12 protein-coding genes are annotated in these 13,062 nt (G+C 68.5%); 6 read left to right on the forward strand and 6 right to left on the reverse strand.

Annotation, left to right across the window (positions count from 1 at the left end; all coding sequences use genetic code 11):
• Window positions 1-363: 363 nt before the first annotated feature.
• Window positions 364-1,830 (forward strand): rhamnulokinase, encoded by a 1,467-nt coding sequence (locus GXY15_13005; GenBank protein NLV42128.1) that lies wholly within the window; start codon window positions 364-366, stop codon window positions 1,828-1,830.
• A gap of 10 nt (window positions 1,831-1,840) precedes the next feature.
• On the opposite strand, the gene GXY15_13010 is transcribed toward GXY15_13005, so the two are convergent.
• On the reverse strand, window positions 1,841-2,791 hold the full coding sequence (locus GXY15_13010) for a DUF1559 domain-containing protein (GenBank protein ID NLV42129.1): 951 nt from the start codon (window positions 2,789-2,791) through the stop codon (window positions 1,841-1,843).
• 113 nt (window positions 2,792-2,904) lie between these two features.
• Between GXY15_13010 and purU the strand changes: the two genes are divergently transcribed.
• The 3 genes from purU to GXY15_13025 all read left to right on the forward strand — a co-directional run bounded on the left by purU (window position 2,905) and on the right by GXY15_13025 (window position 4,803).
• A complete protein-coding gene (purU, locus tag GXY15_13015; GenBank protein NLV42130.1) occupies window positions 2,905-3,762 on the forward strand; it encodes a formyltetrahydrofolate deformylase in 858 nt (285 codons plus the stop codon).
• A gap of 200 nt (window positions 3,763-3,962) precedes the next feature.
• The gene (locus GXY15_13020; protein ID NLV42131.1) at window positions 3,963-4,262 is read left to right on the forward strand and encodes an RNA-binding protein; all 300 of its coding nucleotides are present in this window, start codon (window positions 3,963-3,965) and stop codon (window positions 4,260-4,262) included.
• A gap of 76 nt (window positions 4,263-4,338) precedes the next feature.
• Window positions 4,339-4,803: a peptidylprolyl isomerase gene (locus GXY15_13025; protein ID NLV42132.1), complete on the forward strand. Its 465-nt coding sequence runs from the start codon at window positions 4,339-4,341 to the stop codon at window positions 4,801-4,803.
• Here GXY15_13025 and GXY15_13030 read toward each other — a convergent pair.
• From GXY15_13030 to GXY15_13050, 5 genes are all read right to left on the reverse strand, one after another.
• A complete protein-coding gene (locus GXY15_13030; GenBank protein NLV42133.1) occupies window positions 4,793-5,434 on the reverse strand; it encodes a pentapeptide repeat-containing protein in 642 nt (213 codons plus the stop codon). The two genes, GXY15_13025 and GXY15_13030, sit on opposite strands and share 11 nt — an antisense overlap.
• Window positions 5,435-5,533: 99 nt before the next feature.
• Entirely contained in the window at window positions 5,534-6,649 is a 1,116-nt protein-coding gene (locus tag GXY15_13035) for a Gfo/Idh/MocA family oxidoreductase (protein NLV42134.1), read from the reverse strand.
• Between the two features lie 34 nt (window positions 6,650-6,683).
• The gene (locus GXY15_13040) at window positions 6,684-7,328 is read right to left on the reverse strand and encodes a ThuA domain-containing protein (protein ID NLV42135.1); all 645 of its coding nucleotides are present in this window, start codon (window positions 7,326-7,328) and stop codon (window positions 6,684-6,686) included.
• Between the two features lie 31 nt (window positions 7,329-7,359).
• Entirely contained in the window at window positions 7,360-7,944 is a 585-nt protein-coding gene (locus tag GXY15_13045) for a ribosomal RNA adenine dimethylase domain-containing protein (GenBank protein NLV42136.1), read from the reverse strand.
• Window positions 7,945-7,976: 32 nt separating this feature from the next.
• Window positions 7,977-9,278 carry an alpha-glucosidase/alpha-galactosidase gene (locus GXY15_13050; protein ID NLV42137.1) on the reverse strand — a complete coding sequence of 434 codons (1,302 nt, stop codon included), beginning with the start codon at window positions 9,276-9,278 and terminating at the stop codon, window positions 7,977-7,979.
• A gap of 201 nt (window positions 9,279-9,479) precedes the next feature.
• On the opposite strand from GXY15_13050, the gene GXY15_13055 reads away from it, so the two are divergent.
• Together GXY15_13055 and GXY15_13060 are read left to right on the forward strand one after the other, a co-directional pair.
• Window positions 9,480-10,892 (forward strand): hypothetical protein, encoded by a 1,413-nt coding sequence (locus GXY15_13055; GenBank protein ID NLV42138.1) that lies wholly within the window; start codon window positions 9,480-9,482, stop codon window positions 10,890-10,892.
• A gap of 116 nt (window positions 10,893-11,008) precedes the next feature.
• Window positions 11,009-13,062 (forward strand): TIGR03960 family B12-binding radical SAM protein (locus tag GXY15_13060; GenBank protein NLV42139.1); only part of this gene is annotated, 2,054 nt, incomplete at its 3' end.

Consider the following 13,062-nt stretch of genomic DNA (forward strand, 5'->3'; position numbering starts at 1 on the left):
CACGCGTCCAAACTCCGACTCTTCCATACTCCTTGAAAAAATCTATTCTATTTTCACCAATAGGCTTATGCCTGCAACCAATAACAACTCCTCCTTTAGGGCGATGCGACACCGCCGTTTGGCACTCCTCGGAGGCATTCGCACTGGGAAAGCCCTGCTAGGGAGTCCGAGAGCGGCGCGCGCAAATACCGGGGAAGCGGAGGAACAAGGAAAAGGCACCCCGGCTGCCACACGGAAATCGGCGTTCGGCGTGTAGCCCGTCCGATGATTCGGGGGAATCGCACGGGTTGTATTTCGGCGGGGCATTCCTCTATCTTCTTTCCTGACCGTTAAGAAGACGGGCAACCGGCAACGGAGGACAGTATGAAGACCCACAAGTTTCTTGCGTTCGATCTCGGGGCCGAAAGCGGCCGGGCGGTGCTGGGCGTGCTGGAGGACGGCCGGCTCCGGCTGGAGGTGATCCACCGGTTCCGGACCGAGGGGCTGGTGATGCTGGGCACCCGGCAGTGGGACCTGGCGCGCATCTATGAGGAAATGTGCGCGGGGCTGGCCGTGTGCGCCCGCGAGCACACCCGGGAGCTGGACGGGATCGCCGTGGACACCTGGGGCGTGGATTTCGGGCTCGTCGCGCGCGACGGGTCGGTGCTGGCCAACCCGGTCCACTACCGCGACAAGCGCAACGACGGCATGATGGACGAGGCGTTCAAGGCCGTGCCCCGGGAGGAGCTGTACCGCGAGACGGGCATCCAGTTCCTGCCGTTCAACACGGTGTACCAGCTCCTGAGCCTCGTGAAGTCCGGGTCCCCCCTGCTCGAGGTGGCGGATTCCCTGCTCATGATGGGCGACCTGCTGGCCTACCTGCTGTCAGGCAAGAAGGCCTGCGAATACACGAACGCCTCGACCACGCAGCTGCTGGACCCGCGCACGCGCACCTGGAACGAGGGCCTTATCGCGCGGCTGGGGCTCCCCCGTCGGCTGCTGCTGGACCCCGTGGCGCCGGGCACGGTGCTGGGCCCCCTGCGGGAGGAGGTCGCGGCGGCGGCCGGGCTCGCGCAGGGCATCCCCGTGATCGCCACGGCGTCGCACGACACGGGGTCGGCGGTGGCGGCGGTGCCCGTGGGCGATGACGGCGCGCCGTGGGCCTACCTGTCCAGCGGCACCTGGTCCCTGCTGGGCGCGGAGACGGACGCGCCCGTGGTCAACGAACAGAGCGCCGCGCTGGACTTCACGAACGAGGGCGGCGTGGGCGGCAAAATCCGCCTGCTGAAGAACATCTTCGGCCTGTGGCTGGTGCAGGAGTGCCGCCGGTCCTGGGAGCGTGCGGGCCAGACGGCCGACTACGCCACGCTGACGGCCGAGGCCGCCGCCGCGGCGCCTTTCCGCTCGGTGCTGAAGGACATTGACGACCCGCGGCTGATGGCGCCGCCGGACATGGTGGCGCTCATCCAGACGCTGTGCGCGGAGAATGGCCAGCCCGTTCCGGAGACGCGCGGGCAGGTGGTCCGCTGCGCGCTGGAGAGCCTGGCGCTGAAATACCGGCGCACCCTGCGCGCCCTGGACGGCCTGCTCGGGCGGCCCACCGAGGTGCTGCACATCATCGGCGGCGGCACGCAAAACAAGCTGCTCAACCAGATGACGGCGGACGCCTGCGGCGTGCGCGTGGTGACGGGGCCCGTCGAGGCGACCGCGCTGGGCAACATCGGCGTGCAGGCCATGGCCGCCGGGGCCGTGGGGTCGCTGGCCGAAATGCGCCGGCTCATCGCCGACTCCGTCGAGCTGGAGCGGTACGCGCCGAAGGACACCGCGGCCTGGGACCGGCTGGACGCCTGAGCGCCCCGGCCTACAGGTTCTCCTGCTCGTCGCGGGCGAGTTCGGCGAGCATGCCCCACGCGAGGGACATGGGGAACGGCTCGCCCTCCGTGCCGGACGCGTCGGTGGACGGGTTCGCCTGGGGCACCCACCGCACAAAGTCCGCGTGGCCGTCCATGTAGAGCACGTTCGCGCCGCCGGGGATGTGGCTGAACATCTCCGCCGTCGTGCCCACCTTGTCCCACACCACGGGGATGGAAGACTGCGCCGTGTTGGCGGCGCCGGGGCTGTTGATGTCCGTGATAAAGAAGCGCTCAATGCCCTCGCGCAGGCGGTACATGGTCAGCTCGGAGTTCGGCGCGACGCGCGTGTTGCCCGCGTGGACGAAGGTGAAGTCCTCGTCGTTGCGCTGTTCCACCAAGTCGTACTGCGCCTGCATCCACGGCTGGACCACGCGCTCGAAATAGGCGCCCAGGAAGAAGCCCTGCCCCCACACCACCGGCACGAGCCAGGAGTTCTCCGGAACCACCCATCCGAAATAGACATAGGACCGGTCGGCGGGCAGGATGCCCGATCCGGGGGTGTACTCCCCGTCCCGCGGGTCGCCGTCCATGCGGTCCACGAGAATGCGGCCCGAGGCGTCCGCGAAATCGCCGCCGGGCTCGAACACGTCCTTCAGGTTTTCCGGGTCCGACGGGCAGAAGAGGCTGTTAAGGTCCGTCAGGTATTCGGGATAGGAAGACTTGAGCGAGAACAGCAGGTTGATGACCCGGATGGATTTGGGGGGGAATTTCCCTCCGGGGGCCTCGCCGCTGTACATCTTGAGCACCAGCCCGAGCTGCTTGAGGTTGTTCTGGCAGGAGGCGCGCCGGGCCGCCTCGCGGGCCCGCGAGAGCGCCGGCAGCAGGATCGCCGCCAGAATGGCGATGATCGCGATGACCACCAGCAGTTCAATCAGTGTAAAGGCGTTCTTTTTGCCCATGTCCGCGTTCCTTGTGTCCGTCCGCGGCGTCACCCTTCGTTTGATATGACCTGCGGCGCGGCGGTATGGTTTCCCTCCCGCCCCCGGCGGCGGCAACCCATGGGAACACGCGCATGAGCCAGGAAACCGCGACGCTGACCCTCCACTGCGAGGACGTCAGGGGCATCGTCTACCATGTGAGCCGGTTCATCTTCGAGAACGGCGGCAACATCATCAACGCGCAGCAGCACGCCGAGGCGCTGGACAACCGCTTCTTCATGCGGGTGCATTTCGACTGCTCCGGCATGGGGCGGTCGCGCGGGGAACTGCGCGGGGACCTGGCGAAGCTCGCCGAGGCGTTCGGCATGAAGACTTCCCTCTCCTTTTCCGGCGAGCGCAAGCGCATGGCGGTGCTTGTGTCCAAGTACGACCACTGCCTCTACGACCTGCTGCTCCGCCACCAGTACGGGGAGATCAACGCGGACATCGCCCTGGTCATCGGCAACCACCCGGACCTGGAGCCCGTGGCGGCGGGGTTCCGGGTGCCCTTCTTCACCGTGCCCGTGCCCCCCGGCGGCAAGGAGGCCGCGGAGGCGCGGATGCTGGAGCTGCTGCGGGCGCACCATGCCGACTTCGTCGTGCTGGCGCGGTACATGCAAATCCTGACCCCGGCCTTCATAGACCGCTTCCCGCACCGGGTGATCAACGTGCACCACGGGTTCCTGCCGGCCTTCAAAGGAGCCAAACCCTACCATCAGGCCTACGAACACGGGGTGAAGCTGATCGGGGCGACCAGCCACTACGCCACGGCGGACCTGGACATGGGCCCCATCATTGAACAGGAGACCCTGCGGGTGAACCACACCCACAGCGTGGAGGAACTGGTCGCGCTCGGGCGCGACATTGAGCGCCACGTGCTCTCCACGGCGGTGCGCGCGCATGCCGACGACCGGATCATGGTGTACCGCCGCCGAACGATCGTTTTTCGGTGAAACCCGAAAAACGAAAAAAATGCTTGCAATGGAAAGGGTTTTGTGGTAGAGTAAGACAGTCCCGGAGGCGGTCCGTTTGCCGGTTCCGGTTGTTTGTCGATCAGCTCCCAGGTGTTCGAGTGTCATAGTCCCGACCTTGCCAGTGCTGAGACGACGTTATTTGTGAAGTCGGGCGATGCCCGGAACAAGGAGCTGTGAAGATGAACATCTATGTTGGCAACCTGTCGTACTCGACGCGTGACGAGAGCCTGCGGGCCGCTTTTGAGCAGTTCGGCCAGGTGGACTCGGCCCGCGTGATCATGGACCGCGAGACGGACCGGTCGCGGGGCTTCGGCTTCGTCGAGATGCCGGTGGCCTCCGAGGGCCAGGCCGCGATCAAGGCGCTGGACAGGGCCGACCTCGACGGCCGGAACATCACGGTCAACGAGGCGCGCCCCAAGGCGGACAACGACCGCCGCGGCGGCGGCGGTTACGGCCGCGGCGGCGGCGGGCGTTACTAGTCCCCAAGTTGCACACAACGGGCCGGAAGCCTTTCGGGGCTTCCGGCCCTTCTCTGTTTCCCACCAGGAGGACACCATGCAGCGCGCGCAGGCCGGCGACCGGGTCGCCGTGAATTACCGGGTGACGAGAATGGACGGGGAGGTGGTGGACGCCTCGCCGGAGGGGGAAACCCTTGAACTGGTGATTGGGGCCAACAGGCACCTGCCCGGTTTCGAGACGGCCGTTCTGGGCATGGCCCCCGGGGAATCCCGGGAGCTTGTCCTCCCGCCGGAGGAGGCCTTCGGCGTGTTTGACCCCGAGCTCGTGGTGGAGATCGCCGCGGAGCATTTCCCCGAAGGAAGAATCCCGGAGACGGGGCGGCGCTTTGTCATGGAGACGGCGGACGGCGGGCGTTCGCTGCTGACCGTGGTGGCGGTGGACGGGGACCAGGTGGTGGTGGACGCGAACCACCCGCTGGTGGGCGAGGCCCTCCGGGTGGAGCTGTCGTTGTCGGCCATTCTCGGCCCCGGCGGGGAACCGGAGACCGCCGTCACCGCTTGAGCAGCATCTTCATCCGCTGGGCGAGGGTGAACTGGGCGCCCTTGAGGTTCACATCGCGCAGCACGGCGCCGTCCATGTCCGTTCCCCTGAAGTTGGTGAACTTCAGCTTTGCGCCGCTGAGGTTGACCCTGACCAGCTGCGCCTCGAAGAAGTTGGTCATCTCCAGCACCGCCTCCACCAGCATGGCCTCTGTCAGGTCCGCCCCGGAAAGATCGGCCTCTGTCAGGTCCGCCTGGTACAGGTTGGCGCGGCGCAGGTTGGCGCCCACCAGAGTCTGGCCTTTCAGGCTCACCCCGCCCATGGTGGCCTGCTCAAAGGACGCGCCCGCCAGGTTCGCCGCCAGCAGGTCAGCCTTGGTCAGGTCGGCCCCCGACAGGACCGCGTTGCGCAGGTTGGCGTTGGAAAGGTTTGCGGCGTAGAAATTGCAGTGGGTCAGGTCCACCCCCTCCAGGTTGGCCCCCGCCAGGATGGCGTTGGAGAAGTTCACCTCGCGCAGGTTGCCCCGGCGCAGGTCCGCCCCCGCCAAGTCCATGCCCGACAGGTCCGGTTTGGACCCCGGCGTGGCCAGACGCCACTGGTTCCACTTGGCGAGGCCCTCGCGCATCTGGTTCACGTGCTGCGTATAAGCCATGTCCTGCTCCTGCCGGCGCAGCCCCCCGCGCCCGATATTCACGCGCACCTCTACAGAGAGTGTATCACATTGCGCAACGGGTGAAAAGGGGAAAAATCGTCAGGCGGCGGGTTCGGGGTCCACCTGGCCCGCGCGCAGGGACATGGGCATGGGGGCGGGACGCTCGCAGACGCTCTCGATCCGCACGCGCGTGCCGGATGCGGCCGCCTCGTGCAGGGCGTGCATGATGTCGAGGACATGAAACGCCAGACGGCCCGTGGCGCGGTGGGCGCGGCCCGTGCCGAGGGCGCGTGCCATGTCGGCGAGGCCGAGCCCCCGGGACTGTTCGGCGTAGGGGTGGGTGAGGGGGATTTCGCGCCAGTCCTCGTGGCCGGGGCGGAAGACACGCACGGGACCGCCGAAGGTGTTGGGGTCGGGAACGATCATGGAACCCTCGGTGCCATGAATCTCGATGCACGGCAGGGTGGTGCGCCACACGTCGAAACTGGTGACCAGCACGCACACGGCGTCGCTGCGGAAGCGCAGCAGCCCCGCCGCATGGGTGGGCACCTCGACAGTCACCCGCTTTCCGCGCTTGGGCTCGCTGGTGATGACACGCTCAGGGAAGGTGACGCGGGTTTCGGCGGAGATGGAAACCACGGGTCCCAGCAGGGTGACCAGCGCGGTGAGGTAGTAGGGGCCCATGTCGAAGAGGGGGCCGCCGCCGGCGGCGTAGTAGAACTCGGGGTCGGGGTGCCAGCTTTCGTGGCCGTGGCACTGCATGAAGGCCGTTGCGGAGACGGGCTCGCCAATCCAGCCGTCGTCAATGGCCTTGCGGGCGGTCTGGATGCCCGCGCCGAGGACGGTGTCCGGGGCGCAGCCAAGGAGCAGGCTGCGCCTCTCCGCAAGCTCCAGGAGCGCCCGCCCCTCCCCGCGCGCGAGGGCGAGGGGTTTCTCGTTGTATACATGCCGGCCCGCCTCCAGGGCGCGGCGGGCCACGTCGAAATGCGCGCCCGGCACGGTGAGGTTCAGGACAATCTCCACCTCCTCGTCCGCCAGGAGCGCGTCCACCGGGCAGGCCCTGGGGATGCCGTGGGCCTCCGCCTTGGCCCGCGCCCGCTCCATCGCCAGGTCGGCGCAGGCCACAATCTGGATGTCGTCAAAGCGCTTTCCCGCCTCGAAATAGCGGTCGGAGATGTTGCCGCAGCCGATGACGCCGACATTCACTGGTTCCATGCGAAGGCTCCCTGCATTTGCGCGCGGGGACAGGCTACCGCGCCGCCCAGAGCATTCCGCGCTTCATGATCTCAAAGCACTCAGGCGTGTCGAAATCCGCCGCGACGTGGCCGAGGGCGCTGTAGAAGACGCGGCCCGCGCCGTACCGGCGTTTCCACACCACGGGCATGACGCAGCCCGCGGTCCAGGGGGCGTGTTCCCCGGTGAGCACGGTGTCGGCGAGCACCTCGTTGGACGGGTCGGTGTGCATGTAGTAGCACTCCGACCGCATGGTGAAGTCGGGGATGCCGGCCATGACCGGGTCGTCCGGCCGCGTGACCCGCACGGTGTAGTCCAGGATGCCGCCGGGGTGGGCGACGAACTGGCCGCCGGTCATGAACTGGTAGTCCGTGCTGTTGCGGAAGGCGTCGCCCATGCCGCCGTGCCATCCCGCGATGCCCGCACCCCCGGCCACGGCGGCCAGCAGGCCCTTTTCCTGCGGTTCCGTCAGGACGCCCATGGTCCAGCAGGGCACCACGAGGTCGGCCTTGCGCATGGTTTCCGGGTCGGCGAAGACCTCCAGGCTGTCAGAGACGAGGGTTTCGACCCCCTCCCCTCGCAGAAAGGGCAGGAAGCGCTCCACGCACTTCCGGGGCTCATGGCCCTCCCATCCGCCCCAGACCAGCACCGCAAACTTCATGTCGGTCCTCCTTCGGCGCGGGGCCGCCGTGTCATCCCTGTTTGGTACAGAGGTAAACGTGGCAGGGCGGAAGGTTGTTCCACACCGGCCCCAACCGCTTCACCGAGGCGAAGCACGCGGGGAGCCGCGCCGTGAGAAAGCGCTTCCCCGAGGGCAGCAGGGGGGTCATCACATAGGCAAACGTGACGAAAACGCCGCCCGGGGCCAGGGCCTCGCAGGTGGCCGCCAGAATGCGGTCCTGCAGGTCGTTGTCAAACCGGGACCAGGGCAGCCCCGAGATGATGGCGTCGCAGCGGTCATGCCCGAGGGCCTGAAGGTGCTTCCGCACGTTTTCCGCGCTGTCCGTGATGATGGCGGCCCCGGGGCAGCTCTTCCGGCAGGCCTCGGCCAGGGGCGGGTTGATCTCGAGGGAGAAAAACTCCGCGTCCGGGTCCTTCCGAAGGAGAATTTCGCGGGTGAACACGCCGTCCCCGGCGCCGAACTCCACCAGCATCTTCTTCCCGGAGATGTCGGCCATCTGGACGATCCTCTCCGCCAGTTCCCTGCTGCTCGGGGCGATGGCCCCCGTTGTCTTGCTGTTGCGGATCACCTCCCGCATGAACGCCAGCCAAGCCATGGTCCTGTTCTCCCGTCCCCTGGTTGTGATCATCAGAAATACTCCGGCATCCACTCCGCGTGCGCCGCAAACAAGTCGTCGCACAGCGAGACGATTTCGTCCGGCGTCAGTTCCGCCGCCGTGTGCGGGTCGAGCAGGGCCGCCTGGTAGACATGGTCCCGGCGCCGCGTGAGCGCCGCCTCCACTGCCAGCTCCTGCACGTTGATGTTCGTCCGGTTTAATGCCGCGCACTGCGGCGGGAGTTCCCCGGCGAAGACCGGGGTGACGCCGTTGCGGTCGGCCACGCACATCACCTCGACGCAGCAGCCGTGCGGCAGGTTGGGGATGAGCCCCGTGTTCGCCGTGTTGCCGCCGAAGGTGAAGGGGGCGCCGGTCTCGACGGCCTCCAGGATGCGCGAGGCGTACTCGTCCGTGCGCGTGTGCGGAAGCGGCGCGTCGGTCACCAGCTCCCCGCGCAGAGCCGCCCACTGGGCGATCTGTTCGCGGCAGCGCCGGGGATATTCGTCCAGCGGGATGCCGAAACGCCCCACCAGCTCCGGCGCGCGCGCCTTGATGAACCAGGGCACATACTCCGCCGAATGCTCGCTGGACTCGGTGACGTAGTGCCCGAAAAGGCGCATGATCTCGAATCGGACCGCGTCCCGCGAACGGTATTCCGGAAGCAGTGCCCGCCGCTTGATTTCGGGGTACAGGTCCTCGCCGTTCCGGGAAATTTCCAGCAGCCAGCCCTGGTGGTTGATCCCGGCGATCCGCCAGCGCAGGTTGTCCTCCGGAAGGTCCAGTTCCCGGCAGAGGCCGGGGGCGCAGGCCTGCACGCTGTGGCACAGGCCGACACAGCGCACCGATGCCGCCCGCTGCACCGCGCGGACCAGCATGGCCATGGGGTTGGTGTAGTTGAGAAGGAGCGCGTCCGGAGCGACCCGCTCCAGGATCCGGCAGTAGTCCAGCAGCACGGGAATCGTGCGCAGGGCGCGGAAAATGCCCCCGATGCCCAGGGTGTCGCCGATGGTCTGCCGCAGGCCGTACTTCTTGGGGATCTCAAAGTCCGCGACCGTGCAGGGCTCGTAGCCCCCCACCTGGACCGCGTTCACCACATAGTCCGCCCCGGCCAGCGCGCGCTCCGCCTTGGCGGCCGGAAAGGCCTCCACCACCGCCGACGCGCCCACGGTCCGGTTCAGGGCCCGCACCATGGCCTCCGAGTCCCGCAGACGGACGGGGTCCACGTCAATCAGGGAGATGCGGGCGTCACGCAGGGCGTCCGTCAGAAGACAGTCGCCCAGCACGTTCTTCGCAAAGACCGTACTCCCCGCGCCGATAAAGGCGATTTTCGGCATGCTAGTTCCCCGGATGACAACGTGCGCAACCAGGCACACGACGCTATCATAAGTTTTGTCGGAGGAGCGATGCAAACCGGGGGCGTTCGTTGAACAGGCCGGACGGGTCCGGCCAATGCGACCGATGGTCCCGGCGCTCTCTTGCGGCGCTCCCCTCCCGCGTGGTCTAATCGCGGGGTTGCAACCGTAAAGGAGCCTGCCATGAAACCGTTCTGGACCCTTCTCCTCTGCGCGACGTGCGCCGTGTCCGCCGCCCACGCCGCCACCGTCGTGATTGACGACGACCAGATGACGCGGATCGACGGGAAGCGCGCGTTCATCCTGGGGGTGTACGAGACGCCGAAGGAGGACGCCCTCTACGACGAGCTGGCGGCCTCGGGTGTCAACCTGGTGTATTCAGGCGCCGACACGGGGGTCATGGACAAGCTGGCCGCCCGCGGCATGTTCGCCTGGATCAACACGGGCGGCCAGATTGACCTGAGCGACGACCCCGAGGGCGGGAAAAAGCATCTGGCCGACCTCGTGGCGAAGTTCGGCGGCCACCCGGCGCTCATCACCTGGGAGGTGCCGGACGAGGCGCTGTGGAACTGCTGGTACGGCGCCACCATGTGGCGGCGCAACGCTGAAGTGCGCCAGCAGCGCGAGAAGATCGCCGCCCTCGAGGACAAGGCGCTGGCCGAGAAGCTGGCGAAGGACCGCGGGGAGGTGGAGCGCCTCTTTGGCACAGGCCGGCCGGCGGAGGCTGAGGCCCTTGCCGACGCCATTTGGGAGGCCCTCGGCGAGACACAGCCCCAGCCCGGCCTGAACCTTTCCAATGCGCGGGAGCGCGCGGACAAGATGGCCGAGGGCATGCTGGCGGGCTATGAGGAGCTGCGCCGCCTCGACCCCGCCCACCCCGTGGTCATGAACCACGCCCCGCGCAACTCGGTTCCCCAGCTCGCCCAGTTCAGCCGCGCCGCCGACATCATCGCCTGCGACATCTACCCCGTGCCCCGCACCCGCCACGTCAACCACTCCGACCTCATGGACCAGACCATGTCCAGCGTGGGCGGCTACACCGAGCGCCTCAAGGCCGCCGCCCCCGGCAAGCCCGTGTGGCTGGTCCTCCAGGGCTTCGGCTGGGCCGACATCCAGCCCGAACACACGCCGGAAGCTAAAAAGGAACTGCGCCGGCCCACCCTCGCCGAGACCCGGTTCATGGCCTACAACGCCATCGTGCGCGGCGCGCGCGGCCTGGTCTACTGGGGCACCGCATACGTCGAGAAGGACTCGGAATTCTGGAAGGACCTCATGCGGGCCGTCCGCGAGCTGGCCGACCTCCAGCCCGTCCTTTCCGCGCCCGACGCCGGCCCCATGATCGAGGCCGACCTCGCGCCCACCTGGGGCTCCCTGGACCGCGGCGTCATCGCCCTGCCCAAGAACACCGACAGCGGGATGTGGCTCCTTGTGGTCAATGAGTGGACCGACCCCCTCACCTACACCCTCCCCCTCGGCGAGGAGCATGAGGGCAAACGCTACACCGACCCCGCCGCGGGCGTGGAGGCCGTTGTAAAAGACGGCGCCCTCACGCTCTCCATTGGCCCCCAGTCCGTCCACGTGCTCCGGCCGGAGTAGGGCCGGAGCCGGAAATATGGGACAGGGTGTCGGGTTGAACCGGCGGGTTCTCTGGTATCATGTCCCCGGCCGGACCATGCCCGCGCCGGGGCCCAACCCAGAGGACATCCCCCCCATTGACGACGCTTCGCGATATTCTGCTGTCTGAAATCCTGCCCTCGGTGGAGAAGCCCTCGCGGTATCTCGGGAACGAGCTGCACTCGGTCCACAAGGATCCCGCGTCGGTGAAGCTCCGCATCGCGCTGTTTTTTCCCGACGTCTATGAGCTTGGGCTGGGCAATCTGGGGCTCCACCTGCTCTACCATCTGCTGAACGGCCTGGAGGACGTGTGGGCGGAGCGCGCCTACACGCCCGCGCCGGACCTGGAGGCCGTCCTCCGGAAACGCGGCCTGCCGCTGTTCCTGCACGAGTCCAAGGAGCCGCTGGGCGCCGCCGACGCCGTGGGTTTCAGCCTCCAGTCCGAGCTGACCTGGGTGAATGTCCTGAACGCCATGGACCTCGCGGGATTCCCCGTGCGTTCGGCGGAGCGCGCGGACAACGCTCCGCTCTTCTTCGCGGGCGGCCCCACGGCCACCAACCCGGAGCCGCTGTCGCCTTTCCTCGACTTCTTTGTGATGGGTGACGGCGAGGAGGCGGTGGTGGAGATTGCGCGCGCCCTGATGCCCCTGCGCGGCGCGCCGCGCCTCCGGCGGCTGGAGGCGGTGGCGGCCATTCCCGGCGTGTATGTCCCCGCGCTGCATCCCGTGGAGATGGTGGACGGCAAGCCCTTCGCCGACGCCCGCGTGAAGATCACGCGGCGCGTGGTGGGCGATCTGGGCCGCGCCCCCGTGCCGGAGCACTACATCGTCCCCTACACCCAGCTCGTCCACGACGGCCTCGCGCTGGAGGTGCTGCGCGGCTGCACGCAGGGGTGCCGGTTCTGCCACGCGGGCATGACCACGCGCCCCGTGCGCGAGCGCGCCCCGGAGGCCGTCGCCGAACGGATCGGCGGGCTTCTCGACGCCACGGGCCTGGAGGCGGCCACGCTGGTGTCGCTGTCCACCTGCGACCACTCGCGGGTGCGCGAGCTGGTCGGCGGCGCCATGCGCGCGGCGCGCGGGCGCAACGCCTCGGTGTCCCTGCCGTCGCTGCGTCTGGACACCTTCGCCGTCGGGCTGGCGGACTTCGTGTCCGGCGTGCGGCGCAGCGGCCTCACCTTCGCCCCCGAGGCGGCCACGGACCGCCTGCGCGCCGTGATCAACAAGAACATCCCCGACGCCGCGCTGCTGGCCATGGCGGAGGAGGTCTTCCGGCGCGGCTGGGAGCATGTGAAGCTGTACTTCATGATCGGCCTGCCCACGGAGACCGAGGAGGACGTGCTGGCCATCGCGGACCTGTGCGCGCGCATGCTCGCCGTGGGCCGCCGCTTCCGCCGCGACGGCATGCTGCGCACCGGCGTGTCCACCTTCGTGCCCAAGCCGCACACCCCCTTCCAGTACGCGGAGCAGCTCGGGCTGGAGGAGACTTTCGCGCGCCAGCGCCTTCTCGGCGCGCGCCTGCGCGAGATCCGCGGCGTCAAGTTCGGGCGCCACGCCCCCGCCGCGTCGTTCATCGAGGGCCTCCTGAGCCGCGGCGGCCGGGAGGTCGCGGACCTGCTGGAGCGCGCGTGGCGCAACGGCGCGGGCTATGAGACTTGGGAGGAGCGCCTGCGGATCGAGCCGTGGCAGCAGGCCCTGGAGGAGACGGGGCTGGACTCCGCCGTCCTGCTGGGGCCGCGCGACCCCGGCGCGCGCCTGCCGTGGGACCACATTGACACGCGGGTGGACCCCGCCTGGCTGCGGGAGGAGTGGGCGCGCGCCCTGCGCGGCGAGCCCACGCCGGACTGCCGGGGCGGCGACTGCAACGGGTGCGGCGTGAGCGGCGGCCTGCCGGGCGAGTGTCTGGAAATGCGCCGGCGCGGCGCGGCGGCCGCGGAGGGCGAAGTCCCCGCCGCGGAGGAACCGCCCGCGCTCCCCGTCGAGGCGGTCCAGCGCATGCGCTTCCGCATTGGGCGCCGGGGCGAGGCGCGCCTGCTCTCGCATCTGGAGACGGCGCAGGCGTGGATCCGCGCGCTGCGGCGCGCGCGCCTGCCCCTCGCGTACACCCAGGGCTTCCACGCGCACCCCCGCGTCACCTTCTCCACCGCCGCGCC

Source organism: Candidatus Hydrogenedentota bacterium, assembly GCA_012730045.1.
Lineage (GTDB): Bacteria > Hydrogenedentota > Hydrogenedentia > Hydrogenedentales > CAITNO01 > JAAYBR01.